This window comes from Marinobacter sp. (assembly GCF_033722195.1).
Lineage (GTDB): Bacteria > Pseudomonadota > Gammaproteobacteria > Pseudomonadales > Oleiphilaceae > Marinobacter.
Window position 1 is genome coordinate 1 of the sequence record NZ_JAWVZL010000043.1, and the last position, 25,804, is coordinate 25,804.

23 protein-coding genes and 1 pseudogene are annotated in these 25,804 nt (G+C 59.9%); 20 read left to right on the forward strand and 4 right to left on the reverse strand.

The window, feature by feature from the left end; genetic code table 11:
• Nucleotides 1–487: pseudogene (locus tag R3280_RS09585) on the forward strand (hypothetical protein); the annotation flags it as partial.
• Here the strand turns inward: R3280_RS09585 and R3280_RS09590 are convergent.
• Nucleotides 438–1,304, reverse strand: coding sequence for a RibD family protein (locus tag R3280_RS09590; protein WP_318998380.1), 867 nt, complete (start codon nucleotides 1,302–1,304; stop codon nucleotides 438–440). The pseudogene R3280_RS09585 and the gene R3280_RS09590 overlap by 50 nt on opposite strands.
• A 263-nt stretch (nucleotides 1,305–1,567) precedes the next feature.
• On the opposite strand from R3280_RS09590, the gene R3280_RS09595 reads away from it, so the two are divergent.
• A complete protein-coding gene (locus tag R3280_RS09595) occupies nucleotides 1,568–2,347 on the forward strand; it encodes an enoyl-CoA hydratase-related protein (protein WP_318998381.1) in 780 nt (259 codons plus the stop codon).
• Between the two features lie 9 nt (nucleotides 2,348–2,356).
• Entirely contained in the window at nucleotides 2,357–2,773 is a 417-nt protein-coding gene (locus R3280_RS09600; protein WP_318998382.1) for a helix-turn-helix transcriptional regulator, read from the forward strand.
• Nucleotides 2,774–2,825: 52 nt separating this feature from the next.
• Here the strand turns inward: R3280_RS09600 and galU are convergent, their stop codons facing one another.
• Nucleotides 2,826–3,662 (reverse strand): UTP--glucose-1-phosphate uridylyltransferase GalU, encoded by an 837-nt coding sequence (gene galU / locus R3280_RS09605; protein WP_318998383.1) that lies wholly within the window; start codon nucleotides 3,660–3,662, stop codon nucleotides 2,826–2,828.
• A gap of 246 nt (nucleotides 3,663–3,908) precedes the next feature.
• Here galU and R3280_RS09610 point away from each other — a divergent pair, with 246 nt between their 5' ends.
• The 5 genes from R3280_RS09610 to prpF all read left to right on the forward strand — a co-directional run bounded on the left by R3280_RS09610 (nucleotide 3,909) and on the right by prpF (nucleotide 10,808).
• A complete protein-coding gene (locus R3280_RS09610) occupies nucleotides 3,909–4,589 on the forward strand; it encodes a GntR family transcriptional regulator (protein WP_318998384.1) in 681 nt (226 codons plus the stop codon).
• A 17-nt stretch (nucleotides 4,590–4,606) separates the two neighbouring features.
• Entirely contained in the window at nucleotides 4,607–5,497 is an 891-nt protein-coding gene (gene prpB / locus R3280_RS09615; RefSeq protein ID WP_318998385.1) for a methylisocitrate lyase, read from the forward strand.
• An 80-nt stretch (nucleotides 5,498–5,577) separates the two neighbouring features.
• Nucleotides 5,578–6,708 (forward strand): 2-methylcitrate synthase, encoded by a 1,131-nt coding sequence (gene prpC / locus R3280_RS09620; protein ID WP_318998386.1) that lies wholly within the window; start codon nucleotides 5,578–5,580, stop codon nucleotides 6,706–6,708.
• Nucleotides 6,709–6,907: 199 nt separating this feature from the next.
• A complete protein-coding gene (gene acnD / locus R3280_RS09625; protein ID WP_318998387.1) occupies nucleotides 6,908–9,505 on the forward strand; it encodes a Fe/S-dependent 2-methylisocitrate dehydratase AcnD in 2,598 nt (865 codons plus the stop codon).
• A 124-nt stretch (nucleotides 9,506–9,629) separates the two neighbouring features.
• Nucleotides 9,630–10,808: a 2-methylaconitate cis-trans isomerase PrpF gene (gene prpF, locus R3280_RS09630; RefSeq protein WP_318998388.1), complete on the forward strand. Its 1,179-nt coding sequence runs from the start codon at nucleotides 9,630–9,632 to the stop codon at nucleotides 10,806–10,808.
• Nucleotides 10,809–10,878: 70 nt separating this feature from the next.
• On the opposite strand, the gene R3280_RS09635 is transcribed toward prpF, so the two are convergent.
• Complete coding sequence (locus R3280_RS09635) at nucleotides 10,879–11,526, reverse strand: PEP-CTERM sorting domain-containing protein (protein ID WP_318998389.1); 648 nt, start codon at nucleotides 11,524–11,526, stop codon at nucleotides 10,879–10,881.
• A 245-nt stretch (nucleotides 11,527–11,771) separates the two neighbouring features.
• Here R3280_RS09635 and prpD point away from each other — a divergent pair, with 245 nt between their 5' ends.
• Nucleotides 11,772–13,256, forward strand: a complete 1,485-nt coding sequence (gene prpD, locus R3280_RS09640; protein WP_318998390.1) for a 2-methylcitrate dehydratase — start codon at nucleotides 11,772–11,774, stop codon at nucleotides 13,254–13,256.
• A 369-nt stretch (nucleotides 13,257–13,625) separates the two neighbouring features.
• Complete coding sequence (locus R3280_RS09645) at nucleotides 13,626–14,405, forward strand: PEP-CTERM sorting domain-containing protein (protein WP_318998391.1); 780 nt, start codon at nucleotides 13,626–13,628, stop codon at nucleotides 14,403–14,405.
• Between the two features lie 143 nt (nucleotides 14,406–14,548).
• Here R3280_RS09645 and R3280_RS09650 read toward each other — a convergent pair whose 3' ends face one another.
• Complete coding sequence (locus tag R3280_RS09650) at nucleotides 14,549–15,385, reverse strand: PEP-CTERM sorting domain-containing protein (RefSeq protein WP_318998392.1); 837 nt, start codon at nucleotides 15,383–15,385, stop codon at nucleotides 14,549–14,551.
• Between the two features lie 220 nt (nucleotides 15,386–15,605).
• On the opposite strand from R3280_RS09650, the gene R3280_RS09655 reads away from it, so the two are divergent.
• From R3280_RS09655 to R3280_RS09700, 10 genes are all read left to right on the forward strand, one after another.
• A complete protein-coding gene (locus R3280_RS09655; RefSeq protein WP_318998393.1) occupies nucleotides 15,606–17,018 on the forward strand; it encodes a TIGR03013 family XrtA/PEP-CTERM system glycosyltransferase in 1,413 nt (470 codons plus the stop codon).
• 60 nt (nucleotides 17,019–17,078) lie between these two features.
• Entirely contained in the window at nucleotides 17,079–17,723 is a 645-nt protein-coding gene (locus R3280_RS09660) for an XrtA/PEP-CTERM system exopolysaccharide export protein (RefSeq protein ID WP_318998394.1), read from the forward strand.
• 68 nt (nucleotides 17,724–17,791) lie between these two features.
• Nucleotides 17,792–19,321 (forward strand): XrtA system polysaccharide chain length determinant, encoded by a 1,530-nt coding sequence (locus R3280_RS09665; RefSeq protein ID WP_318998395.1) that lies wholly within the window; start codon nucleotides 17,792–17,794, stop codon nucleotides 19,319–19,321.
• Nucleotides 19,321–20,214, forward strand: coding sequence for a polysaccharide biosynthesis protein (locus R3280_RS09670; protein WP_318998396.1), 894 nt, complete (start codon nucleotides 19,321–19,323; stop codon nucleotides 20,212–20,214). Before R3280_RS09665 ends, R3280_RS09670 begins: the two co-directional genes overlap by 1 nt.
• Nucleotides 20,207–21,481 (forward strand): outer membrane beta-barrel protein, encoded by a 1,275-nt coding sequence (locus tag R3280_RS09675; RefSeq protein WP_318998397.1) that lies wholly within the window; start codon nucleotides 20,207–20,209, stop codon nucleotides 21,479–21,481. The genes R3280_RS09670 and R3280_RS09675 overlap by 8 nt, the downstream gene beginning before the upstream one ends.
• A 53-nt stretch (nucleotides 21,482–21,534) precedes the next feature.
• Nucleotides 21,535–21,924 carry a GtrA family protein gene (locus R3280_RS09680; protein ID WP_318998398.1) on the forward strand — a complete coding sequence of 130 codons (390 nt, stop codon included), beginning with the start codon at nucleotides 21,535–21,537 and terminating at the stop codon, nucleotides 21,922–21,924.
• 12 nt (nucleotides 21,925–21,936) lie between these two features.
• A complete protein-coding gene (locus tag R3280_RS09685) occupies nucleotides 21,937–22,929 on the forward strand; it encodes a glycosyltransferase family 2 protein (RefSeq protein ID WP_318998399.1) in 993 nt (330 codons plus the stop codon).
• Nucleotides 22,919–24,424, forward strand: coding sequence for a glycosyltransferase family 39 protein (locus tag R3280_RS09690; protein ID WP_318998400.1), 1,506 nt, complete (start codon nucleotides 22,919–22,921; stop codon nucleotides 24,422–24,424). Before R3280_RS09685 ends, R3280_RS09690 begins: the two co-directional genes overlap by 11 nt.
• Nucleotides 24,425–24,442: 18 nt before the next feature.
• Nucleotides 24,443–25,354 carry an XrtA system polysaccharide deacetylase gene (locus tag R3280_RS09695; RefSeq protein ID WP_318998401.1) on the forward strand — a complete coding sequence of 304 codons (912 nt, stop codon included), beginning with the start codon at nucleotides 24,443–24,445 and terminating at the stop codon, nucleotides 25,352–25,354.
• A 53-nt stretch (nucleotides 25,355–25,407) separates the two neighbouring features.
• Nucleotides 25,408–25,782, forward strand: coding sequence for a hypothetical protein (locus R3280_RS09700; RefSeq protein WP_318998402.1), 375 nt, complete (start codon nucleotides 25,408–25,410; stop codon nucleotides 25,780–25,782).
• Nucleotides 25,783–25,804 lie beyond the last annotated feature (22 nt).

Consider the following 25,804-nt stretch of genomic DNA (forward strand, 5'->3'; position numbering starts at 1 on the left):
GTGGTGGTGGCTGGTGCCGGCACTGTTGGTGCTGCTGGCGTTGGTATTCCGGGTCCCGTTGCTTCGGTATCTGCGCCGACTGGGGCGGGATCTGCATCGGGCCCTGCTGGCCTGGCCGGCCTTTGCCGTGCAGCTGGCCGCTTCAGGCCTGATCGTGGCCAGTTACCTGGCGGTGTTCCTGGCGCTTGCGGCCGGACTGGGAGCGGGGCTGGAAGGCGATGCCGCCGGCCTGGACTGGGCCCGGCTATTACCCCTTTGTGCGGCGCTACTTCTGGCCATGGCGCTGCCGATGACCATTGCCGGCTGGGGTGTTCGCGAGGGAGTGGCGGCGCTTCTCTGGCCCCTGGCCGGGTTACCGGCGGAACAGGGCGTGGCGCTCGGGGTGGCCTATGGCCTGCTGGTACTGGTTTCGAGCCTGCCCGGGGTGCTGGTATTGCTCAGACGCGGTCCAGGTCCAGATCGAACAGCATATCCGAACCGAGACTGATGCACTGGGCCTCGGGACGCCAGGCCTCCGCCAGGTTCTCAATTTCCGGCAGCGCGAAGGCCGGCCGGCCACTGCCGATGATCATCGGCGCCACCATCACGTGCAGGCGGTTGAGCAGGCCCGCATTCATGAAGCTGGACACCGTCAGGCCGCCACCCTCGACGAACAGCCGGCGCAGGCCCAGACCCTCCAGTATGGCGATGATGTGCGCAGGCTCCGCCCTGGAGCCTTCCGGGCCGAGGCAGGGCAGTTCCAGCACGCCGGTTTCCGGCAGCCGGGCCCGGTGTTCCCCGGTATCCTCACCGGCCACCAGCCGCAGAGTCGGCGCCTGGCCGTCGGTGAACAGGTGATGACCGTCCGGCACCCGCCGATGGGGGTCGATCACCACCCGCACCGGATTGGGTCCGCTGGCGCGGCGCACCGTCAGCCTAGGGTTGTCCTCGCAGGCCGTGCCGGCCCCCACAATGACCGCGTCCGATACCGCCCGCAGCCGGTGCAGGTGGGTGATGCCATCGTCACCGTTGATAAATTTGGAGGCCCCCGTCACCGTGGCGATGCGGCCATCCAGGCTCTGCCCCAGCTGGCCGATGACCTGGTGTGAGCGGCCATTGGGCAGCGGCCGGCAGAGCGGCAGGAACAGGCTGAACAGACTTTGGGCATCCGCCGTGGCAGGCAGGTGAAGGCTCCAGCGGGCCTCGCCGGCCAGGGTCAGCGCCGGCTGGGAGGTGCCGGGCAGCGGCAGGGTGACGCTCTCGCGGTTCACCGCGGCAAGGATCAGCTGCCAGGCGGAGTCGGCATCGATGGACTGTGCGGCCATGGTTGTAGGTCCTGGGTTCGGGCTCTTTTTGGATGTGTCGATACGGTGACTTTCCGGTTACAGGGTATACGTTCAGATTCGTGAATGCGCCACTTGCGGACCACTTCGGTTTCCCGGCGCATCCGTCACGGCGCCCGGGCCATTGCCAAAGCCCGGGCAGTGGGGTGTAATGACCCCATTTCCAGCCGCAAATATTGCTTGAAATCAGTATCCTGGGCCCGCGGGCCCGGCTCGCCGCAACGCCACCGGCACCATGAGGACTTATGCCTTCAACCGAACAGCCCTGGCTCAGGCTCGAGACCGACGGCAACACCGCTACGCTCTTCCTTGCCACGGGGGCGGGTAACCCCTGGCATGAGGCGGCGCTCCTGGAGCTGAACGAGCAGGTCACGGCCCTGGCTCGGGATGAGCGCTGCCGCTGCCTCATCATTACCGGCCAGGAGGACGCCCGGGACGAGCAGGCCTGGTTCAGTTCGGGTCTGCAGACCAGGGCCCTGGAGCGGGACGACCCCCTCTTGGGAGCCAACCTGGCACGCCTGTTCACCCAGGCGTTCGGCGCCCTGCGGCGCTTTCCCGGTGTTACCCTGGCGGCCATCAACGGCCACGCCCACAACGAGGGGCTGGCCTGGGCGCTGAACTGCGATTTCCGGATTGCCGGTGCGGACGCCGGCTTCCGGTTCAACGCCGGCAGCCAGGGCAGGGTGGCGTTCGGTGGCGGCACCCAGTTGCTGCCGCGCCTGGTGGGTGAATCCTGGGCCAAACGGCTGCTGCTGATGGAAGCCGCGCTCGACGCCAGACAGGCGCTGGCCATCGGCCTGGTGGACGAGGTGGTACCGGCGGACGAGGTCATGGTGACTGCCCGGGCCTGGGCTGAACAATGCCTGCGCCAGACCCCCATGGCGGCCCGAGCGGGCAAACAGTTGATCGAACACGCCCGCATGCGGCCGCTGGAAACCGGTTTCGCGGCGGAGCGGGAGTGGCAGGCCGGACTCTACGAGGCCGGGGAGCATCGCAATCCGGGCCGGCCGGCGGATTCCCAGTAGGAGAGCATCATGCGGTACATGCAGTCATTCAATCGGCGCCTGAAGCAGCTTCGCGAGAACCGCCAACTGTCCCGGGCCGACCTGGCGGAACTCTGCGGTGTGGAGGATGCCCTGGTAGCGGCCTGGGAATCCGCAGACCCCAAAACCCGGCGCTACCCGGGGGTGGCGGAACTTATGGACATTTGCCTGCGCACGGACAGCTCGCTGGACAGCCTGCTGGATTTCGGTGAGGCGGTGGACGCCGGCCAACTGGAGCTCCCGGGCCTGGCCTTCAGCAATGAGGGCGACCTGACCGAATCCCTGAGCCAGCTGGAAAAGGAACTCAACCGGTTGCAGTTGAGCGACGAAGAGCGGAAATTACTGCACCGTTTCCGCAAGACCTCCTCGGAGAACCGGCGCATGGTGCTGCAGTTGCTGCGGCGGTGAGCGTCCAGCGACGGGGTCAGAAGAAAGCTTTCTTCTGACCCAGACTTACCGCTTACTTCCCGGCCTTATAAATGTGCTCATACACGTGATTGGTGGCCTCCACGAAGCCATCAATGCTGCCGCAGTCGAAGCGCCGGCCGCGGAACTGATAGGCCAGTACACAGCCTGTGCGGGCCTGCTCCAGCAGGGCGTCGGTGATCTGCACTTCGCCGTTCTTGCCGGCCGGGGTGCGCTCGATGATGTCGAAGATATCCGGCGTCAGAATGTAGCGGCCGATGATGGCCAGGTTGCTGGGGGCATCCTCCGGTGACGGCTTCTCCACCATGTCGGTGATGCGGTAGAGACCGTCCTTCATGGATTCGCCGGCAATCACGCCGTACTTGTGGGTCTGGTCCTCCGGCACTTCCATGATGGCCACGATGGAGCAGCGGAACTGGTTGTACAGTTTCACCATCTGCGCCAGCACACCCTCGTCACCTTCGTCCGGTACGCAGAGGTCGTCCGCCAGCACCACCGCGAAGGGGTTATCCCCCATCAGGTTGCGGCCGGTCAGGATGGCGTGGCCCAGGCCCTTCATCTCGTTCTGGCGGGTGAAGGCGAAGGTGTTGTTGTCAATCAGGTCGCGGATGGAGTTCAGCAGGTCTTCCTTGCCGGACCCGGCAATCTGGTGCTCCAGCTCGTAGCTGATATCAAAATGATCCTCGATGGCGCGCTTGCCGCGGCCGGTCACGAAACCGAACTCGCGGATGCCCGCTTCCGACGCTTCCTCGACGCCGTACTGCACCAGCGGTTTGTTGACAACCGGCAGGATCTCCTTGGGCATGGCCTTGGTGGCAGGCAGGAACCGGGTTCCGTAACCGGCCACGGGGAACAGACACTTCCTGATCATCTGGCTTTCCTTTTCATCTGAGCAACGCATTGTGACTGAAACTTCCGTGCCAACCGGCGGTTTCAGCGGGAATTATCCTGGGTGTCAGAGTGTACCGGAGTTGCCTGTCAAACGGGAGAGCGTGCCGGGGCCACCTGCAGTCGCCTAATGTCAACAAGGTCGAGGGCGGCTCTCCCTGGATTGTTGACAAAAAGCGGTAGAAGGCGTAGTTTCGCGTTCAATAATTCATGGATTGTCGACAAAACCATGCTCGCAGAAATCAACAGCTCCCAAACCCGTGCCGACGAGGCTTTTCATTGTCTACAAACCGCCATCGTCAAGGGTGAACTGGCCCCCGGCGAGAAGATCGGCGAGATCGAGCTGTGTGAACGCTTCAATCTGACCCGTGGGCCCCTCCGTGAAGCACTGGGCCGGCTCGAGTCCCGAGGCCTGCTGGTGCGTAAGCCCCACGCCGGCGTTAAGGTGGTGTCGGTCAGCGGCCACGAGCTGGTGGAGCTCTACCACATCCGCGAAGTGATGGAAGGCCTGGCCGCCCGCCAGGCCGCCGAGCGCATGAGCGACGAGGAAATCGCCGCCCTCAAGAGCACCCTGGACAGCCACGAAGAAATGATCGAACTGGCCCAGGGCCAGGCGTACTATCAGGGCGAGGGGGACTACGACTTTCACTACCGCATCGTCACCGGCAGCCGTAACGCCAAACTGGCCCAGATGCTCGTGGGCGACCTCTACTACATGGTGCGGATGTACCGTTACCGCCTCAGCACCTCCACCGGCCGGCCCCAGAAAGCCCTCGGCGAGCACCGGCGTATTGTGGAGGCCATCGCCCAGCGCGACGGCGAACTGGCGGAGTTCCTGATGAAACGCCACATCAACGCCGCCCGCAAGAACATCGAACGCAAAATCCAGGAAGGCAGTCTTAACCTCTGATCCTCAGGAGAGATCCCATGACCAGCACACTGAGCCCGGGCGCCCGCTTCCGCAAGGCGCTGAAAGAGAACCAGCCACTGCAGATTGTCGGCACTATCAACGCCTATGCCGCCATGATGGCTGAAAAGGTGGGACATCAGGCCATCTACCTGTCCGGCGGCGGCGTGGCCAACGCCTCCTACGGGCTGCCGGATCTGGGCATGACCACCCTCAATGACGTGATTGAAGACGTGCGCCGCATCACCGCTGCCAGCTCCGTGCCGCTCTTGGTGGACATCGACACCGGCTGGGGCGGTGCGTTCAACATCGCCCGCACCATCCAGCAGATGGAAGGCGCCGGCGCCGCCGCGGTTCATATCGAGGATCAGGTGGCCCAGAAGCGCTGCGGGCACCGGCCCAACAAGGAAATCGTCTCCAAGGAGGAGATGGTGGATCGCATCAAGGCCTGCGTGGATGCCCGTCAGGACGACAACTTCTTTATCATGGCCCGTACCGATGCTTTCCAGCAGCAGGGTATCGAAGCCGCCATCGACCGGGCCCAGGCCTGCATCGAGGCCGGTGCCGATGGTATCTTCCTGGAAGCGGTCACTGAGCTTGAGCACTACCGCCAGTTCTCCGCGGCCCTGGACGTGCCGCTGCTGGCCAACATCACGGAGTTCGGCGCCACGCCGCTTTACAACCGTAAAGAGCTGGCCGAGGCCGGTGCGGATATGGTGCTTTATCCGCTGAGCGCCTTCCGTGCGATGAACAAGGCTGCGCTGACGGTCTACCGCAACATCCTGGAGAAAGGCGACCAGAAGGATGTGGTGGACATGATGCAGACCCGTCAGGAACTGTACGAGTTCCTCAACTACCACGAATTTGAACAAAAGCTGGATGAGCTGTTCCAAAAGCAGAAGAGCCAGTAGAGCATTTCATTAAAAGGACAGTGACGACGGGGTCGCCGCAGGCCCCGTTCATAACAACAGGTTCTGAGAGGAGACACATCATGGCAGAAGCAAAGAAACTCGGCGGCGCCGGCCTGCGCGGCCAGGTGGCGGGGGAAACCGCCCTGTGTACCGTTGGCAAGAGTGGCGCGGGCCTGACCTACCGCGGCTATGACATCGCCGATCTGGCGGAAAAGGCCCAGTTCGAGGAAGTGGCCTACCTGTTGCTGCGGGGCAAGCTGCCTAACCGCAAGGAGCTGGACGCCTACGTCAAGAAACTCCACAGCCTTCGGGGCCTGCCGGACGCACTCAAAGCCGTGCTGGAGCAGATCCCCAAGGACGCCCACCCGATGGACGTGATGCGCACCGGCTGCTCCATGCTGGGCAACCTGGAAACCGAACAGGACTTCAGCGAGCAGGACGACAAGATCGACCGCATGCTGGCGCTCTTCCCCGGCATCATCACCTACTGGTACCGCTTCGCCCATGAGGGCAAGCGCATCGAGACCGAGAGCAACGTGGACTCCATCGGCGGCCATTTCCTGGAGCTGCTGCATGGCAAGAAGCCCAGTGAGCTGCACGAGCGGGTGATGAACGTCTCCCTGATCCTCTACGCCGAGCATGAGTTCAACGCCTCCACCTTCAGCGCGCGGGTCTGCGCCTCCACGCTGTCGGACATCCACAGCTGCGTCACCGGCGCCATCGGCACCCTGCGTGGCCCGCTGCACGGCGGCGCCAACGAGGCGGCCATGGAGCTGATCCAGCGCTTCAAGACCCCGGACGAGGCCGAGCAAGGCTTGCTGAAGATGCTGGAGAACAAGGAAAAAATCATGGGCTTCGGGCACGCCATCTACAAGGAGTCCGACCCCCGCAACGCCATCATCAAGCAGTGGTCCAAGAAGCTGGCGGAAGAAGTGGGCGATGACACCCTGTATCCGGTGTCCGTGCGCTGCGAGGAAGTCATGTGGCGTGAGAAGAAACTGTTCTGCAACGCTGATTTCTTCCACGCATCGGCCTATCACTTCATGGGCATTCCCACCGAGCTGTTCACCCCCATCTTCGTGATGTCACGGGTGTCCGGCTGGACCGCCCACGTCAAGGAGCAGCGGGAGAACAACCGCATCATCCGCCCAAGCGCCGACTACACCGGTCCGGCGGATGCCAAGTGGGTGCCGATCGACGAGCGGCCATAAGCTCCAACCCCCTCTCCCCAACCCCTCTCCCGCCAGGGGAGAGGGGCCAAATAATGACGCCCCGATTGAATCGGCGCTCGCGCTCGTGGGTGAGGGCCAGGCACCTTTTAACCTCCCCTCTCCCCTGGCGGGAGAGGGGCTGGGGGAGAGGGGGAGCGTTCATCCCCAATCCCCGCCAAATTTATTCAGAAGGCCAAACATGAACACCCAATACCGCAAGCAACTGCCGGGCACCGACCTGGACTACTTTGATACCCGCCAGGCTGTGGAAGACATCCAGCCAGGCGCCTACGACACCCTGCCGTACACCTCTCGCATCCTGGCGGAGCAGCTGGTGCGCCGCTGTGATCCGGCCATGCTGACCGACTCCCTTAAGCAGCTGATCGAGCGCAGGCGGGACATGGATTTTCCCTGGTACCCGGCCCGTGTGGTCTGCCACGACATCCTGGGCCAGACTGCGCTGGTGGACCTGGCAGGCCTTCGGGATGCCATCGCCGAGAAAGGCGGCGACCCCGCCAAGGTGAACCCGGTGGTGCCGACCCAGCTGATCGTTGACCACTCACTGGCGGTGGAGCACGCCGGCTTCGAGAAGGACGCCTTCGAAAAGAACCGGGAAATCGAGAATCGCCGCAACGACGACCGCTTCCACTTCATCAACTGGACCAAGACCGCGTTTCGCAACGTCGACGTGATCCCGCCGGGCAACGGCATCATGCACCAGATCAATCTGGAGAAGATGTCGCCGGTGATCCAGAACCGGGATGGTATTGCCTACCCGGACACCTGTGTCGGCACCGACAGTCACACACCCATGGTGGACGCCCTCGGCGTAATTTCCGTGGGTGTCGGCGGCCTGGAGGCCGAGAGCGTGATGCTGGGCCGGGCCTCCATGATGCGCCTGCCGGACATCGTTGGCGTCGAGCTTACCGGCAAGCTGCAGCCGGGCATCACCAGTACCGATATGGTGCTGGCGCTGACCGAGTTCCTGCGCAAGGAACGGGTGGTGGGTGCCTACCTGGAGTTCTATGGCGAGGGCGCTGACAGCCTGACCGTGGGCGACCGTGCCACCATCTCCAACATGACCCCGGAATACGGCGCCACCGCCGCCATGTTTTACATCGACGGCCAGACCATCGATTATCTCAAGCTCACCGGCCGTGAAGACGAGCAGGTGGCGCTGGTGGAAACCTACGCCAAGCACACTGGCCTCTGGGCGGATGCCCTCAAGAGCGCCGAGTACGAGCGGGTGCTGAAATTTGACCTGTCCAGCGTGCGGCGTACCCTGGCGGGGCCCTCCAATCCCCACGCCAAGCTGCCGACCTCCGAGCTGGCCAACCGCGGCATCGCTGGCGAATGGACCGAGGAAGAGGGCAAGATGCCGGATGGCGCCGTGATCATCGCCGCCATTACCAGCTGCACCAACACCTCCAACCCCCGCAACATGGTGGCGGCCGGCCTGATTGCCCGCAACGCCAACAAGCTGGGGCTGACCCGCAAGCCGTGGGTGAAGTCCTCGCTGGCGCCCGGTTCCAAGACCGTGAAGATGTACCTGGAAGAAGCCAACCTGCTGCCGGAACTGGAAGACCTGGGCTTTGGTGTGGTGGCCTTCGCCTGCACCACCTGTAACGGCATGAGCGGCGCGCTGGACCCGAAGATCCAGCAGGAAATCATCGAGCGGGATCTCTACGCCACGGCGGTGCTCTCCGGTAACCGCAACTTCGACGGCCGCATCCACCCGTTCGCCAAGCAGGCCTTCCTGGCTTCGCCGCCGCTAGTGGTGGCCTACGCCATTGCCGGCACCATCCGCTTCGACATCGAGAAGGACGTGCTGGGCCACGACCAGGCCGGCAACCCGGTGACCCTGAAGGACATCTGGCCGAGCGACGAAGAGATCGACGCCATCGTGAAGAAGAGCGTCAAGCCCCAGCAGTTCCGGGATGTCTATATCCCCATGTTCGATCTCAGCAAAGACAGCCAGGCGTTGGTAAACCCGCTCTACGAGTGGCGCCCGAAGAGTACCTACATCCGCCGCCCGCCCTACTGGGAAGGCGCCCTGGCCGGCGAGAAAACCCTCAAGGGCATGCGGCCGCTGGCGGTGCTGCCGGACAACATCACCACGGACCACCTGTCGCCGTCCAACGCCATCATGATGGACAGCGCCGCCGGTGAGTACCTGCACAAGATGGGCGTGCCGGAGGAGGACTTCAATTCCTACGCCACCCATCGGGGTGATCACCTGACCGCCCAGCGTGCCACCTTCGCCAACCCCAAGCTGTTCAACGAAATGGTGACGGATGCCAACGGCCAGGTGCGCCAGGGCTCGCTGGCCAGGATCGAGCCGGAAGGCAAGGTGACCCGTATGTGGGAAGCCATCGAGACCTACATGGAGCGCAAACAGCCGCTGATCATCATCGCCGGCGCCGATTACGGTCAGGGCTCGTCACGTGACTGGGCTGCCAAGGGCGTGGCACTGGCGGGTGTCGAGGCCATCGTGGCGGAAGGCTTCGAGCGCATCCACCGCACCAACCTGGTGGGCATGGGCGTGATGCCCCTGCAGTTCGAGGAGGGCACCACCCGCAAGACGCTGGCCATCGACGGCACCGAGACCTTTGACGTGGAGGGCACACCATCACCAAAGGCCCAGCTCACCCTGGTGATTCACCGCAAGAGCGGTGACACCGAGCGGGTTCCGGTGATCTGCCGCCTGGACACCGCCGAGGAGGTGGACATCTACAAGGCCGGCGGCGTGCTTCAGCGCTTCGCCCAGGACTTCCTGGAAACCGAATCCGCAGCCTGAGCTGGACGCCTCGGGGTCAGATGAAAGCCTTCATCTGACCCCAAGTTCACCCGGAGCCCGCAGCTAACCCCGGAGGTCAGATGAAAGCTTTCATCTGACCCCAAGTTCACCAAGAGACCAAACCATGCCCCACGCACCCCAGAAAAAAATCCCCGCCACCTACATGCGTGGCGGCACCAGCAAGGGCGTTTTCTTCCGCCTGCAGGACCTGCCGGAAGCCGCACAGGGGCCCGGCGAGGCCCGTGACAAACTCCTGCTGCGGGTAATCGGCAGCCCCGACCCCTACGAGAAACAGATCGACGGCATGGGCGGAGCCACCTCCAGCACCAGCAAGACCGTCATCCTGTCCCGCAGCGAGTCGCCGGACCATGACGTGGACTACCTGTTCGGCCAGGTCTCCATCGACAAGCCCTTCGTGGACTGGAGCGGCAATTGCGGAAACCTGACCGCGGCGGTGGGCTCCTTCGCCATCAGCAACGGCCTGGTGGACGCCAGCCGGATTCCTGAAAACGGCGTGGCTACCGTCCGCATCTGGCAGGCCAACATCGAGAAAACCATCGTCGCCCATGTGCCCATGACCAACGGCGAAGTGCAGGAAACCGGGGATTTCGAGCTGGATGGCGTGACCTTCCCGGCCGCTGAAGTCCAGGTGGAATTCATGGACCCGGCCGACGGCGAGGGCGCCATGTTCCCCACCGGCAATCTGGTGGACGAACTGGAAGTGCCCGGCATCGGCACCCTGAAAGCCACCATGATCAACGCCGGCATCCCCACCATCTTCGTCAACGCCGCGGACATCGGCTACCAGGGCACCGAGCTGCAGGAGGCCATCAACGGCGACGCCTCTGCTCTGGCACGATTCGAAGCCATCCGCGCCCACGGTGCCGTCAGGATGGGCCTGATCAGCAGGGTGGAAGAGGCTGCCAACCGACAGCACACCCCCAAGGTGGCCTTCGTGGCGCCACCGGCGGACTACGTGTCCTCCAGTGGCAAGGAAATCAAAGCCTCGGACATCGACGTGCTGGTGCGGGCGCTGTCCATGGGCAAGCTTCACCACGCGATGATGGGTACCGCGGCTGTGGCCATTGGCACCGCTGCCGCCATCCCCGGCACCCTGGTGAACCTGGCCGCAGGCGGCGGCGACCGCAACGCCGTTCTTTTCGGTCATCCCTCCGGTACCCTCCGGGTGGGGGCGGAAGCCAAGCAGGAAGGCGGCGATTGGGTGGTCACCAAGGCGGTGATGAGCCGCAGCGCGCGGGTACTGATGGAAGGCTGGGTGAGGGTGCCCGGGGACAGCTTCTAGGCGCCCCTGGTATCAGAAAATAAGAAAGGCCGGAGTGGAAACACCCCGGCCTTTTAAGTTTACAGCGGAATCAGGCTTTCTTGCGGGCTACCGTCAGGCCTACAAGACCCAGGCCCAGAAGTGCCAGGGTGCCGGGCTCCGGCACTGCTGTAGCAGTCACCTTGATGCCGTAACCGGTAGCGCCGCCATGGTCTTCCCGCAGGATCTGCAGGAAATGGGTGCCGGCGGACAGATTGTTCAACGCAAAGCTGTACTCACTGAGGAAGGAGCCACCCGGCGCCATGGCGCCAAACTCGTAGCCGCCATCCAGCCAGACATAGATACCATTATCCACACCCAGGTCAATCTGGAGGTTGGAGTTCTCTGTCAGCAGGAACTCATAAACAATGGCTGTCTCGTCATTAACCGTCCAGCTGGACGGGATGGCGACATTGCCAGCGCTCCAGGTTCCCCCGGTGTAGTCACCCGCAAGCCAGTTGGCGCCAAGTTCGCCCGTCAGAGAGAGGTCAGGCTCAGCCAAGGGGTTCTGATTTGGGTCGCCCTCACTGACATTTGGTCCGGGGAAAAACATCGAGCCCGGCCCATACGTTGCGGAAAGGTCACCGAGTCCCTGATTGTAGAGGCCAGTTGTTGAGCTATCGATGATCACGTTGGCCGAAGCGGCGGAGGCGAAGACTACCAGTGCCGAGCCAACCATCAGTTGCTGAAGCTTACCCATACATTTCACTCCACTGAATCCGGTTCTCGAAGGTCTGCTCGTTAACAGCAAGTTCGACACCATTAACAAATATGACTTTTTTATTCAGTAGGATACGGAGAGTTTATCTGCGTCCGTCCGGTTGGACTGTAAAGTATCCCGACATAAACCGGGAGCTGTAATCGGGGCGCGCCCTTCGACAATCACCTCGCCATGAGACTATGTTTAGGGAATCACCCGCCCACAGTCCAAGGAGGAAGCCTTACATGTCTGCCACCTACGACCTGAACGAGCGCCCTGATTACGACGACATTCTGCATAAGATCTCCGACTACGTCCTCGGCTACGCGATCGACAGCGACGAAGCCTGGGACACCGCCCGTAACTGCCTGATGGACACCCTGGGCTGTGGCCTGCTGGCGCTGCGTTTCCCAGAGTGCACCAAACACCTGGGCCCGGTGGTGGAGGGCACGGTGGTACCCCACGGTGCGCGGGTACCGGGCACCCCCTATCGGCTGGACCCGGTCAAGGCGGCCTGGGACATCGGCTGCATCGTGCGCTGGCTGGATTACAACGACACCTGGCTGGCCGCCGAGTGGGGGCATCCCTCCGACAACCTGGGCGCCATTCTGGCGGTCGCCGACCACCTGTCCCAGAAGCGTGTGGCCGAGGGCGGCAAGCCACTCACCGTAAAGGACGTGCTGGAAGCCATGATCATGGCTCACGAGATCCAGGGGGTGATCGCCATCGAGAATTCCTTCAACCGGGTAGGGCTGGACCACGTAGTGCTGGTGAAGGTTGCCAGCACCGCGGTGTCCGCCCGAATGATGGGGGCCAACCGGGATCAGATGCTGTCCGCGCTTTCCCACGCCTGGGTGGACGGCCAGGCCCTGCGGACCTACCGCCATGCACCCAACGCCGGCTCCCGCAAATCCTGGGCGGCCGGTGACGCCAGCTCTCGCGGTGTACGGCTGGCGGACATCGCCATGCGGGGCGAGATGGGCATTCCCGGAGTGTTGACCGCGCCCCAGTGGGGCTTCTACGACGTGCTGTTCAGCAAGACCAACAAGGACCAGAAGCTCAAGCCGGAGGACAAACGCAAGTTCACCCTGCCGCAGGATTTCGGCAGCTACGTGATGGAAAACGTGCTGTTCAAGATTTCCTTCCCGGCGGAATTCCACGCCCAGACCGCCGCTGAGGCAGCCGTAAAACTGCATCCGGAAGTGAAGGACCGTCTGGATGACATCGACAAGATCGTCATCACCACCCATGAATCCGCCATCCGCATCATCTCCAAGCAGGGCAAACTCGCCAATGCCGCCGACCGGGACCACTGCTTGCAGTACATGACCGCGGTGCCGCTGATTTTCGGCAACCTCACCGCCGAGCATTACGAAGACGACTTCCACGACAATCATCCCATCATCGACGAGATCCGGGAGAAGATGGAAGTGCAGGAAAACGAACGCTACAGTCGCGAATACCTGGAGCAGGACAAGCGCTCCATCGCCAACGCGGTCCAGGTGTTCTTCAAGGACGGCAGCAAGACCGATGAAGTGGCGGTGGAGTACCCCATCGGCCATCGCCGCCGCCGGGAGGAGGGCATCCCTCTGCTGGAGGACAAGTTCCGCAATAACCTGGCCACCCGGTTTCCCCGGCATCGTTGTGATCAGATTTTCGAGCTGTGCAAGGACCAGAAGAAGCTTGAGAACACCCCGGTGCAGGAGTTTGTCGGCCTGTTTGTCGGTTGAAACGCTGATTCGGGGTCAGATGAACGCGTTCATCTGACCCCAGGTCCACCCCCCCAGTTTTCGGCCAGACACCGGGGTCAGATGAAAGCCTTCATCTGACCCCAAGTCCATCCCCCAGTTTCCAGCCATCCCATAACCGTTCAGCCTGTTTCAGTACACCGACAGCGACAAGTCGGAATTCTTTGCATATCGCCATGCAATATCGGCTTGTTGTGGTTCTATGTGGATGATGTTGCGTCAATTTTTTCCATATGGACCTTATCCTGCAGCTGGTCGACTGAAACGTGTGTTGAGCAGTACCCGAACGTGCTGTAACGCGAACGTTGAGGAATGGATGACACAACGTTATTGGGTTCTAGAGGAAACAACATGAAAAAGACGATAGGACTTTCACTGATCGCTTTGGCCGTGGCCGGTGCAGGCTCCGCCAACGCTACCGTCATCATATTTGATGGTAACAACGGTGGAACCGCCAAAGCGGGTACACTGGAGACTGGCACCGGAACTACAGTAGGCACGGATGTTCGTGGCGACCCGCTGGCATTCAATGATTTCACTGTTCTGGCCGGATTTTCCACCAGCACCAACCTGGCAGATAACTCGTTCAACACCTCCGAAATAAACAATTCATCGGATGCCTATCAGGATCTGACGCCAGCTCACGGTGGACTTGGCGCCTATTCAGACAGCGCAAACGACAAATTCAAGAGCGACACGGACAACCTGGAATCCAATCTGATCACCGGCTCGACTGGGGATGAGGTACTGTTTTTCAATTTCAACACGGCCGTAATCCTGGAGCAGGTCTGGTTCAACGGTGATCACACCGAGAACGTTGCTTTCACCAATAACGGTGGCTTCGATGCAGGCGACACTCTGTTCAACATCTTCTTCAGCACCGATGGCATGAACTATCAGTCCGTGTTTGGCGGCAGTGGTCAACAGGCACCCATTAATCAGGAATACCTGATGACCGGACTCACCAGTGCCTACTCCATGTACGCCATCGCTGCCACCGGTTGGAACTCGGCGCCCGGTGGTTACATTGAAGCGATCCGGTACGCCTCAGTGCCGGAGCCGGGCACCCTGGCCCTGCTGGGTCTCGGTCTCGCTGGCCTTGGTGTTGCGGGCCGTCGCAAGGCGGCTTGATACACTCCGCCGCCCTAGATCCCGACGACTGTCCCCAGTCGTCGGGGACTTTACCGTTCTCTCTGTCAAATTTACTGACATTCAAAAATCCAACAAAAAACCCGGAGCCATTCGGCCCCGGGTTCCTTGGCACTGCTTGACGCTTAGGACTGCTTGCGGCGACGGGCCATGCCCAGGCCGGCCAGGCCGAGACCGAGGAGGGCGAGAGTGCCGGGCTCCGGAACCCGCGCAATGCTCACGTTGTCGATACCCCAGCCGTCAGCGCGGGTGGTGTTGTTATCAAAAGTCAGCGAGGCGCTGCTGAAAAACACGTCCGAGAACACAGTAATGTAGGCAATGGTGCCATTGGACAGCGGTGAAACGATGTCAAGGAAGTCACTGCTGCCGTCTTCATAGGTCAGCCGAAGCTTCGCGCCCTGGTCGTTCGGATCGGACAGATAGAAGCCAAAGGCATTGAAGCTGCCGTCCAGGATGCTCCAGACAACTTCCTGGGCATCGTTGCTGTCCAGCCAGTTGGATGAGTAGTTGGCATCACGACCGAACTCGCCGGTGGTGTTGTCCTCGATCATCAGCAGGTCATTACGGACGTTGCCGTTATTGGCGGTGTTCGGCTGAGTCAGGGTGAAGGTCCCGACCTTGGTCTCAAAAGCAGAGCCGCCAACGATCCAGGTGGCCTGGGAGCCAGTCGCGCCGGGAGCCTGGTATGTCTCGTTGGTAATGGTGTAGCTGGCGATCGGGTCGTCAAACGTTTCGGTAACACCGTTATAGGTGCTGCTCAGAAACGCCGCCTCTGCCGCGGTTGCATTGGCCATGCCGTAGGCCGCTTCAAACTTGTACAGGGCCGCGTTTGCGGAGGTGGCTGTGGCAGCAACGACTGCGACAGCGAGTGCTTGCTTTAAAGACTTCATAATCGTCCCTTCCCTAAAAAGATCCTGGTGTACTACGCTTTGGCGGTGCCCCTGTGCCAAAGCCAGTTTCATGCCATGAGTCAAAAGAATTTATAAAACAATGATCTCGAAATTTTTTGAGGTCAGCTCCCCGGCCATTCTGTAAATAAATTCGACAATGGTGGGCGATTGGGTGTTAAGTCTCCCGGTAGGGGCGGATTGTATTCCCGAAAGATAGCGTTTACCTTTGCGCTGCTATCGCGGCGACACAGCAAAGGAATTGGCTGTCAGCAGTTGGAACAAAGGAGAGGACGTGGCCCACGTCAGACTGTTCAGGCACTACATACATCTGCCATTCGTTATTCTTGGTGTCATAGACTTCGTCATTCTGGCCTCGGCTTTCCTGGTCGCGGTCTATTTTCGCTACTTCGGCGATTTCTCCTTCTTTATCAATAATTTCAGTTTTGTCCTGCCTTCGGCGCTGGTTTTTGCGTCGGTGAACCTCCTGGTCATGGTGGCTCTCGGGGTGCATCAGGCACGGTTGGAGGAGGGGCTCTCGGGCATGATGCTGAGGACCATCCTCGGCCTCATCACCAGCATTCCCCTGGCCGGCGCAGCCTATGTGCTGGCCAACGAGTGGCTTTGGTACATCTCGGGTGAAGGCGTGCTGTCGAGCGCCTCGGTTTTCGGCTTTTTCCTCCTGGGTATCGGCCGAACCCTGTTTTTTGCGCTGGTTAAAGAGGACGCCTTCCGCAAAGAAGTATTGGTTCTCGGCGCCGGCCAGCGCGCCAAACAGCTGTTGGAAGATCTGCGCACCCCTTTCAACCGAAAGGGCTTCAAACTTGCCGGTTTCGTACCGCTCCCCGACGAGCCGGTCCATGTCGCCGGAGAGCATCTGCTGAAGCTGCCCCACACCCTTCAGCAGTACGTGCGCAGACACCCGGTTCGGGAAATCGTGGTGGCAGTGGATGACCGTCGCAAGGGCCTGCCCATGGAGGACCTGCTGGAGTGCAAAATGGAGGGCGTCCGCATTCTGGAGGGCGCCACTTTCTATGAACGAGAGTCCCGCAAGGTGGCCCTGGAAATGATCACCCGTGGCTGGCTGGTGTTCTCCGACGGTTATACCCTGTCTTCGGTGGCCGGTCTGGGCAAGCGCACCATTGATCTGGTGGCCGCGGGGCTGCTTTTCCTGGTGTCATCTCCCCTGATGCTGCTGACGGTAATAGCCATCAAGCTGGAGGACGGACTCAGGGCGCCGGTTTTGTACAGCCAGGAACGGGTTGGTCTCAACGGCAAAGTATTCAAGGTTCACAAGTTCCGTTCAATGATCACCGATGCGGAGAAGGACGGCGCTGTCTGGGCCCGGAAGAACGATACCCGCGTCACGAGGGTTGGCGAATTCATCCGCAAGGTCCGGATTGACGAGTTGCCACAAATCTTCAACGTGCTGAATGGCACAATGTCGTTCGTGGGCCCAAGACCGGAACGGCCGATGTTTGTTACCCAACTGGCGGAAAAAATTCCCTTCTACAATGAACGGCACCGGGTCAAACCCGGCATAACCGGCTGGGCCCAGCTATGCTTTGCCTACGCCGACAATGAAGAGGACAGCCGCGAGAAACTGCGCTATGACCTCTACTACATAAAGAATCAGAGCCTGTTGCTGGATTTGTTGATTATAATCCAGACAGTGGAAGTGGTATTGTTCAAGAAAGGATCAAGGTAGTTCCGGAAGTTACAGGCTCCGGAACACGGATTAAACAAGGACCTGTCTAGAGGTAGTGCGATGACCCCGTTTTACCGTGCTTTTTCTGTAGCAGTTTCATTTCTTGCCATTGGCCTGCTGGCAGGCTGCGCCAGCAATCCGGGCTCCTCGCCGGAGAAGATTCAGCAGGCCCTGAACATGTCCGGGGACTCACAGCGAGATCCCTACATCCTCGGTGTGACCGACGTGGTCTCGGTGTCCGTATGGCGCAATCCGGATCTCAGCAGCTCGGTGCCCATCCGTCCCGATGGCATGATTTCCGTGCCTCTGGTAGGGGATGTGCAGGCGGCCGGCCGCACACCGGAAGCCCTGGCGGACACCATCGAAGAAAGCCTGTCGGCCTATATCCGCGAGCCGCAGGTGAGCGTCGTGGTCACCTCCATGGGCAGCACAGAGTTCACCGATCGGGTGAGGGTGACCGGCGCTGTCGCCCAGCCCATGTCCGTCCCCTATCGCGACGGGATGACAGTCCTGGACATGCTGCTGTCAGCCGGCGGAGCCAATCCCTTTGCCGACCTCAATGACGCCATGCTTTATCGGCCTATGAACGGTGAGGTGGTTGCCATCCCGGTGAAGCTGGATGACATCCTGACCGAAGGTGATATCAAGACCAATTACACCATGCGGCCGGGCGACATCCTCGCTGTACCGGAACGTAATTTCTAACGGAAAGACAGACTCACTTCAGGCAGGCAGTTTCCGGGGCCGACTGAAAAGGAATTTAGGTTAAGGTTATGGCACTTCCACTCTCTCAACTGCCACAGGAAGTTCTCCGGGAGGTCCGCTCACACAAGTGGCTGGCCTTTTTCCTGTTTGTTGTCATCAGTTTTGCTGTACTGGCTGCAGGGTTCCTTTGGCCCTACAAGTACGAGTCCCAGGTGATCATCTTCGTTGATGACAGCAACATCATCACCCCCTTGATGGAAGGCAGTGCAGTCACGACCAAAATTTCGGAGCGCACGTCTGTTGCAAAAGAGACCTTGTGGAAGCGCAGCGTAATGGAACGCGTTGCGACAGATCCCGCCATTTTCGGCGCCGGGGCTGGAAATATCGAGGAGGACGAACTCATCTCGCGGGTTGCATATCTGCGCTCCAACATGGGCGTGCGTCCCCGGGGTGAAAGTTACTTCGCCATCACGTACAAGTCCGAATCGCCCCTTGAGGCATTCAGAGTGGCGCAAAAACTCGGGCAGCTGTTTATCGAGGAAAGTAACCAGCGCAAGCGGGCGGAAAGCCGAAGCGCCTACGATTTCATCGACAAGCAGGTGAAGAGCTACGAGCGCCAGCTGGCGGAAGTTGAGGGCCGGCTGAAGGATTTCCTATCCAAGAACGTTGATGGTACGGAGGCTGAGGCCAACAGCCGGATGGCCAACCTGCGCGGTCAGATCGAGCTGGCCCGGCTGGAGAAGCAGGAACTCGAAACCCGTGCCCGCTCCCTGCAGGATCAGCTCGAGAGCGTCAGCCCGACACTGAGCCAGGGCGGTCGCTCGCCCGACGCCTACCAGCAGCGCATCCAGGCCATGGAGCAACAGCTGGACAACCTCCGGCTGCAATACCATGACACTTACCCGGATATCGTGATCCTGAAGGAGCAGCTAGCGGAGTTGCGAAAACAGCGTGATGCCGCGCTCGCCAGCGGGGCTGAGTCCGCAGCGCCGGTAGGCGATCAGACCCTCGTAAACCCTCTTTATCAGGACCTGCGCGGCAAACTGGTCACCACTCGGGCTGACATTGAGACCATCGAAACACGCATCCGCTCGCTGGAGCGGTTACTGGCAGACCAGGCCGAGCGTATGGAGCGCATTCAGGCCAACAAGGCGGAATACTCCGAGCTGACGCGGGACATGGAAGTCAACAAACAGATCTACGATGACCTGCTCAAGCGCCGTGAAAAAGCCCGTGTTTCCATGCATCTGGACATCGAGGGCCAGGGCCTGAACTTCGAAATCAGTGAAACGGCCCAGTACCCCAGAACGCCCTCCGGACCCAAGTTCGAGCTGTTTGCAGCAGCAGGCATCCTGCTTGGCCTGGCTGCGCCCTTCGGCGCCGTGGCCGGTCTGCTCCAGATCGATCCGCGCGTCCGCGCAAGACAGCAGCTCGAGGAAGGCATCGGTTTGCCGGTGCTCGTGCAGTTGCCCAGGGTCCGCACTCCGTTTGAAAAGCGTCGTGAGCGTCGGCTGACGATTGCTGTCATCGTCTGTGCCGTCATCGTCAGCGTTGTTTACATCGCGATCGCCATTTCGAAAGTGATGGGAGCTATTTGATGACCGATCCACAACAAAGCAGGGACAGCGTGGCAAAAAAGAAGAAAGCCAAACCGGAGCAGGAGCAAACAACGGGACAGGGTGATGAGAGCCAGTGGCTGAGGTCACAGGACAAGGGCAACAACGCGGCACCCTATTCAGAGTGGGACGATTCCCGGATGCTGGTGCCCAGCTCCCTGGAACTTGGCGCCGGCGCTGTCGACAAGTATGTCATCAGCAAGCAGATCGTCCGCATGCAGGAGCCTCGCAAGCTCACTGGCGACGATCTGGACGAGCGGCGCATCATCTACCCCGAGTCGCCCAACCGTGACTTGGTCAACCGCTTCCGCAACCTGCGGACCAAACTGCTGGAAGTGTCTGGCGGCAACAACTTTACGCTTGTAGTGACCGGGGCGGGCGAGGGCGCAGGTTCATCGTTCGTGGCGCTGAACCTGGCGGCGGCTTTTGCGTTTGATCAGTCAAAAACCGCCCTGGTGATCGACTGCAACCTGCGCGAGCCCTCCATGCATGCCACTCTGGATATCGCGCCGGAGAGCGGCTTGACGGATTTTCTGGACGATCCGGACTACGACATTGCCCGCATCATCTATCCTACCGGCATACCGCGGTTGCGGCTGATACCGGCGGGCAGCCGTCGAGAGTCTCCGTCGGAGTTCTTCACTTCCTTCCGTATGAAACAGTTCCTGCAGGCGGTACGCCGCCGCTACCCGGACCGCTTCATTGTGCTGGACACCGCGCCCATCACCGAGTCGCCGGATGCCCGGATACTGGGCGAGCTGGCCGACTATTCCATGCTGGTGGTGCCCCACGGCCGCATTTCCCCGGGCCAGGTGGAAAATGCCGCGACCGCTTTCAATCCGGACAAGTTTGTGGGAGCAGTGATTAATGGTTAGACACCTAGGACTGCTACCTGCGTTGTCCCTGTCGGCGTCGCTAGTGGTTGCGCCGGCGATGGTGTCCGCTGCACCGCTGCAGCTTACTGGTACGCTGGACACCCGCTACAGCGATAACGCAGCCAAGACCCACGTAGACGAGCAAAGTGACCTTGAAACCCGGGTGGGTCTGGCGATTAATTACGCCACCGATCCCGGCCAATGCAACGCAAGCCTCGGTGGCAGTCTCGCCTACAGCTACTGGCTAGACGACACCTTTGATCCGGAGACCTCTACCGATCTGGGCGCTCAGGGCACTTGCCAGCTGGCACAGGGACTTTACTGGGATCTCTCGGATAATCTCAGTGATGTCCGGCGCACCTCCCAGCGCCCGGATACGCCGGACAACCGGGTGCGCAAGAACCTGTTCAGCACGGGCCCGCGCTACGTATTGCAGCTGAGCCGGACAGATCAGCTCCAGCTCTCAGCCAAATACCAGAACACCGAGTATGAAGATGATGCCCAGCAAGACAGTGAACGGGTCATCGGCTCCGTGGCCTGGAACCACCTGTTCAGCAGCACGCTGAATGGCGGCATAGATCTGACCACCGACCGTGCCGAGCTGGACACGGGCACCGAGATCGACCGCAACACCGCCAGCCTCATAGCCTCCAAGGCATGGGCGACCACACAGCTCAGCGGCTCGATCGGTGTCAGCGAAATCGAAACCGAGGCCGGTGGTTTCAGCAACAAGAGCGATGGCCTGGTGGGCAGCCTGTCTTTCGACCGGCAGATCAACCCCTCGGCGGACTTTTACATCACCGCCAGCCGGGAGCTCACTGACCAGACCTCCGATTTTGACGTTCGATTTGCCGGCTTCGTGTTCAATCTGCAGCAGACCACCGCAGTGGAGGTCACCGCGATCCGCGCCGGGCTGGACAAGCGTTTCAGCAACGGCAGCCAGGTCAACATTGGCGTAGACGCCAGCCGTCAGGATTACCTGGAGACCGATGAGCAGGAAGAGCGTGTCGGCGGCGACCTCCGGTACATTCGGCCTCTTGCGCCGAGATGGGAGGCCAGCGCCGGTGTCGGCCTCTCCTACCTCACTTACGACAGCGACGACTCGGACGATACCGTGAGCGAAGTGGACCTGGGCCTGAATTACCAGGCCAGCCGGAAGCTGATTGTAAGCGGGCGCATTGGTCACAATCAGCGCACCAGTGACGTAGTGCAGCGGGAATACGATGAAAACTGGATCCTGCTTGGGGTTGATTATCGGTTTCGTTAGCGAGCGGAACCAGTAACAGGGATTGTTTGGAAGTCGCGTCGATTGGAATGACTATGTTCAGGACAGACCATCTTTTCCAGCTCGTGATCTATGGGACGCTTGGGCTCGCAGGCACGGCCGCCCATTATTCCGTGCTTCTGGTGTTCGTCGAGGTCTTGATGTTCACCCCTGTGATCGCATCAAGCGTCGGTTTTGTCGTCGGCGCTGTGGTAAATCACGCCCTCAATCGGAGATATCTTTTCAACAAAACCCGGCGTTCCTACAGTGCTTCAGCGCTTATGTTTCTGGTGGTGGCGAGCCTCGGTTTTCTGTTGAACCTGGGAGTCATGGCGTTTTCGACCAATTACCTGGCCTGGCATTACATTTTTGCCCAATTGGTAGCGACGGGAACTGTCTTCATCGTGACTTTCGTGCTGAACAAGGTTTGGACCTTTCAAGTTTAGGAGAGTAGGGCATTGGATAGCCTCACAGTAATTGTACCCGTCTATAACGAGGCAACCGTCCTCGACAATTTCTATGAGCGGGTTGTTTCAGTGCTCGACGGACTGCGGGAGAAAGACTCCATCGAGGGCCGGATGCTGTTTGTTGACGACGGCAGCACAGACGAATCCGTGGCGATGATCAAGAAGTTGGCCGGTAATGACCCCAGAGTTTCGTTGATCCGGCTGTCCCGAAACTTTGGTAAGGAAGCAGCCCTCTCCGCGGGACTCGACCACGCCGAGAGTGATGCCGTTGTCATCATTGATGCTGACCTGCAGGATCCGCCCGAGCTGATTCCGGAAATGGTCAGTTTATGGAGGCAGGGATACGACACGGTGTATGGTCAGCGCACCGAGCGGCGGGGCGAGACATTTCTCAAGCGTTACACCGCAAGCCTGTTCTACCGGTTTGTTGGCAACCTCGGGCGTGTCTCCATTCCCAGGGATACCGGCGACTTTCGCCTGCTGAGCCGCAGGTCAGTTCTGGCGCTCAGGAACCTGACCGAGTCAAACCGATTCATGAAAGGCCTGTTTGCCTGGATCGGTTATCGTCAGGCCGCTCTCAAGTACACCCGGGATCCCAGATACGCAGGCGAAACCAAGTTCAACTACTGGAAACTCTGGAACTTTGCGCTGGACGGCATCACCTCATTCACCACCGCACCATTGAAACTGGCCTCCTACATCGGTGTGATGCTGTCACTAGGATCCTTTGCCTATGGCGTCTATGTAATCCTGAAAACCCTGATATATGGCGACCCGGTCCCTGGCTACCCGTCCCTGATGACGGTGGTTCTGTTCATCGGTGGTATCCAGTTACTTTTTCTCGGTGTGCTAGGGGAATATCTCGGGCGCATGTTCGATGAAACAAAACGACGGCCTCTTTATCTGATCGAGGAACACCTCAATGCCGAACAGAAAAGGGGCGTGATCCAGGGCAAGAAAGCGGTGGCCGGACATGAAGTCTGAGGCAGAGAGTCGCCTGGAAAAGACAATCCTCGCCGGCTGCGTGTTCGTCGCATTCCTGCTGGCGGTTGTATTCGGTTATTCAGTCAGCCTTCAGCGTGGCATCTGGTTTGATGAGGCTTTGACCACGTACTTTATTTCACTGGATTGGGATCAGCTCTTCAGTTTTTTTGTCCAGTATGAAGCGAACATGGGTCTCTACTACATCCTGCTCAAGGGTTGGACAGCCATATCCTACGGTGAGCTTTGGCTTAGGGCATTCTCATTCGTTGCTTATGCGCTCGCCGGCGCACTCCTCTACGTTACTGTGCGACGGCACGGGGGCTTTCGGGTTGCGGGTCTCTTTCTGGTGCTGTTCTTCAGCCATTATTACCTGATCCGTTATGGCGTTGAGATTCGCGGATACGCCTTGGCCCTGTTCTTTATGGCTGCGCTCTGGTTTGCCTGGTCCAGGGCCGCGCTGGACAACCAGCAAGGCTACTGGCTGGTGTATGCCATCGCGGGTGCCCTGGGTGTTCACGCCCATCTTTTCGTGTCACTTGGCGTTTTTGCGGTTGGAATGGCCGCGCTTTTCATGATCCAGGACCGGCGCCAGTTCTGGTACTGGTTCTGGGCGCATTTTTTGATCCTGTTGAGCTTCCTGCCTCTGGTTTTTTTTGTGCTCAACAAAGAGGCCGGGCAGCTTGGCTGGCTCACCGAGCCGGGTTTCCGGGCATTGCTGGACCTGTCCTTCTTATATTCCGGGGCCTCGCCTGAGGGGCCGGATTGGCTTCGACGGTCGCTGCTCCTGCTCGGTGTGCTTAGTGTTATGGCAGCTGCCGTGTTTGTAGTGAGGCACACTGGAGGCCTGAGACGCCTGTCTCCGAACCAACGGCTCGTGGTGGTCAGTGCTGCGATCTGTTCGCTGCCGGTACTTCTGATCTTCCTGGTTTCTCAGGTGGCTCCCAGTTTCTCACCACGTTTTTTTGTCCCATTTCTGCCGTTTTTTCTGGTTATCATGGCCTACGGAATCGCCCAAGTTGCCCGCAGATTCTCAGCACCGGTCGCTGTGGTTTTGCTGGCGGCACTGGGTCTGTCCACGCTTGCCTCGGAAAAGGGCCCTTCCATCGGTTGGAAACCCGTGTTTCTGGACACCGTGCAGCACTGCGAATCTGATCAGGCGATGTTGGTAGTTACTCACCATGCCCAGACCGCTATCCGTTACTACAATCGGACATTACCGGTTTCGTGCAGCCTACCGATGCTTCCTTTTGAGCAGGGTTTCGAAAATCACTTCACCAAGGTGGAGAACTACCCTGATGCTCTCGAAAATCTCAATAACTACAAGGGCATATGGGTATTCGAGACCCATTCAGACGCTCGCAAGGCCGCATTGCTTCGGCAGTATCTGCATGCCATTGAAAAAGCAGTAGGCCCCTGTGTGCCGAAAAAAGGTAATGAGGCAATTTCTGTCTGGTACTGTGGACAAGAGCAGACGGTTGGAGCCGTTTCCGGCTGAAGTCCGGTAGGAGCGCATATGAGAAACGCACTGACCATAGATGTTGAGGATTATTTCCAGGTCGCCGCTCTCGCTGAGGCGGTTGACCGGAATGACTGGTCCACCATGGAATATCGCGTGGAGGCCAATACCGATCGACTATTGGCACTGTTTGACGAACATGACACCAAGGCCACATTTTTCACTCTGGGCTGGGTTGCTGAGCGCTCCCCGGAACTTGTTCGTCGAATTCAGAAAGCAGGTCATGAAATAGCCAGCCATGGGTACAGCCATCAGCTGATTTACAACCAGAGCCCGGAAGTATTTCGAGAGGAAACCCGTCGTTCAAAACGCATTCTGGAAGACATAACCGGCACCGCCATCACCGGCTACCGTGCGGCCAGCTATTCCATCACGGCCCAGTCCCGCTGGGCGCTGGATATACTGTTCGAGGAGGGCTTTACCTGGGATTCCTCAATCTTCCCGGTTCATCACGACCGTTACGGCATGCCCGGGACGCCACGCTGGCCGCACGCGCTGACAACTGACAAAGGGTATGAGCTGGCCGAGTTCCCCCTGAGTACTCTCAAGCTTCCAGGCTATACATTACCGATCGCAGGGGGAGGCTATTTTCGATTGTTCCCCTACTGGTTCAGCCAGTGGGGCCTTGGAAGCATCAATCGACAGGGACAGCCCTTTGTGTTTTACCTCCACCCCTGGGAAGTGGACCCCGGCCAGCCCCGGTTGGATGTGAAGTGGTTTTCCCGGTTCCGGCACTATAACAATCTGGATGTATGTGAGGCGCGCCTGCGATCACTGCTTCGCCGCTTCGAGTTTACAAGTATGAGTCAGGTCCTCACAGAGCTGGGTGTTCTCCCAGATAACGCAGCACAAGGTTCCGCGACGACCGGGCAGAAAGCAGCGAACCAACGTGTAGCGGCCTCGACCTGAAAGACCGCCCCAATACAATCTTCAAGCCACCAGCAATCTGCGAGGGCAGTTAATTGTCGTACCTGCGACATCCATCGACCATCTTCCTTCTGTCCATCATCGCCTATTGGCTGACCGCTTCCATTTTCGTGATCGAAGAGCGGGACCTGTGGTTGGATGAGGGCTTCACTTTTCTGTTTGTGAAGTCGGATTCTTCCGTGTTCTGGCAGCTGATGTTCGGAAATGAGATGAACATGCTCCCGTACTACCTGCTGGTGCGGCCCTTTGCATTGGTTGGGCTTGATGCTGTCGAGCTCAGATACTTGTCTTTGGTACCGGCTCTGCTCACTATTCTGATATTCTTCAGATTCTCAGCGTCGTTTTTCTCTCGCCCGGTGGCGATAATAGCTACTTTCTTCTTTGCCACCAACCCACTGTTCATTCGATAATACGGAGAGCTGAGGGCTTATA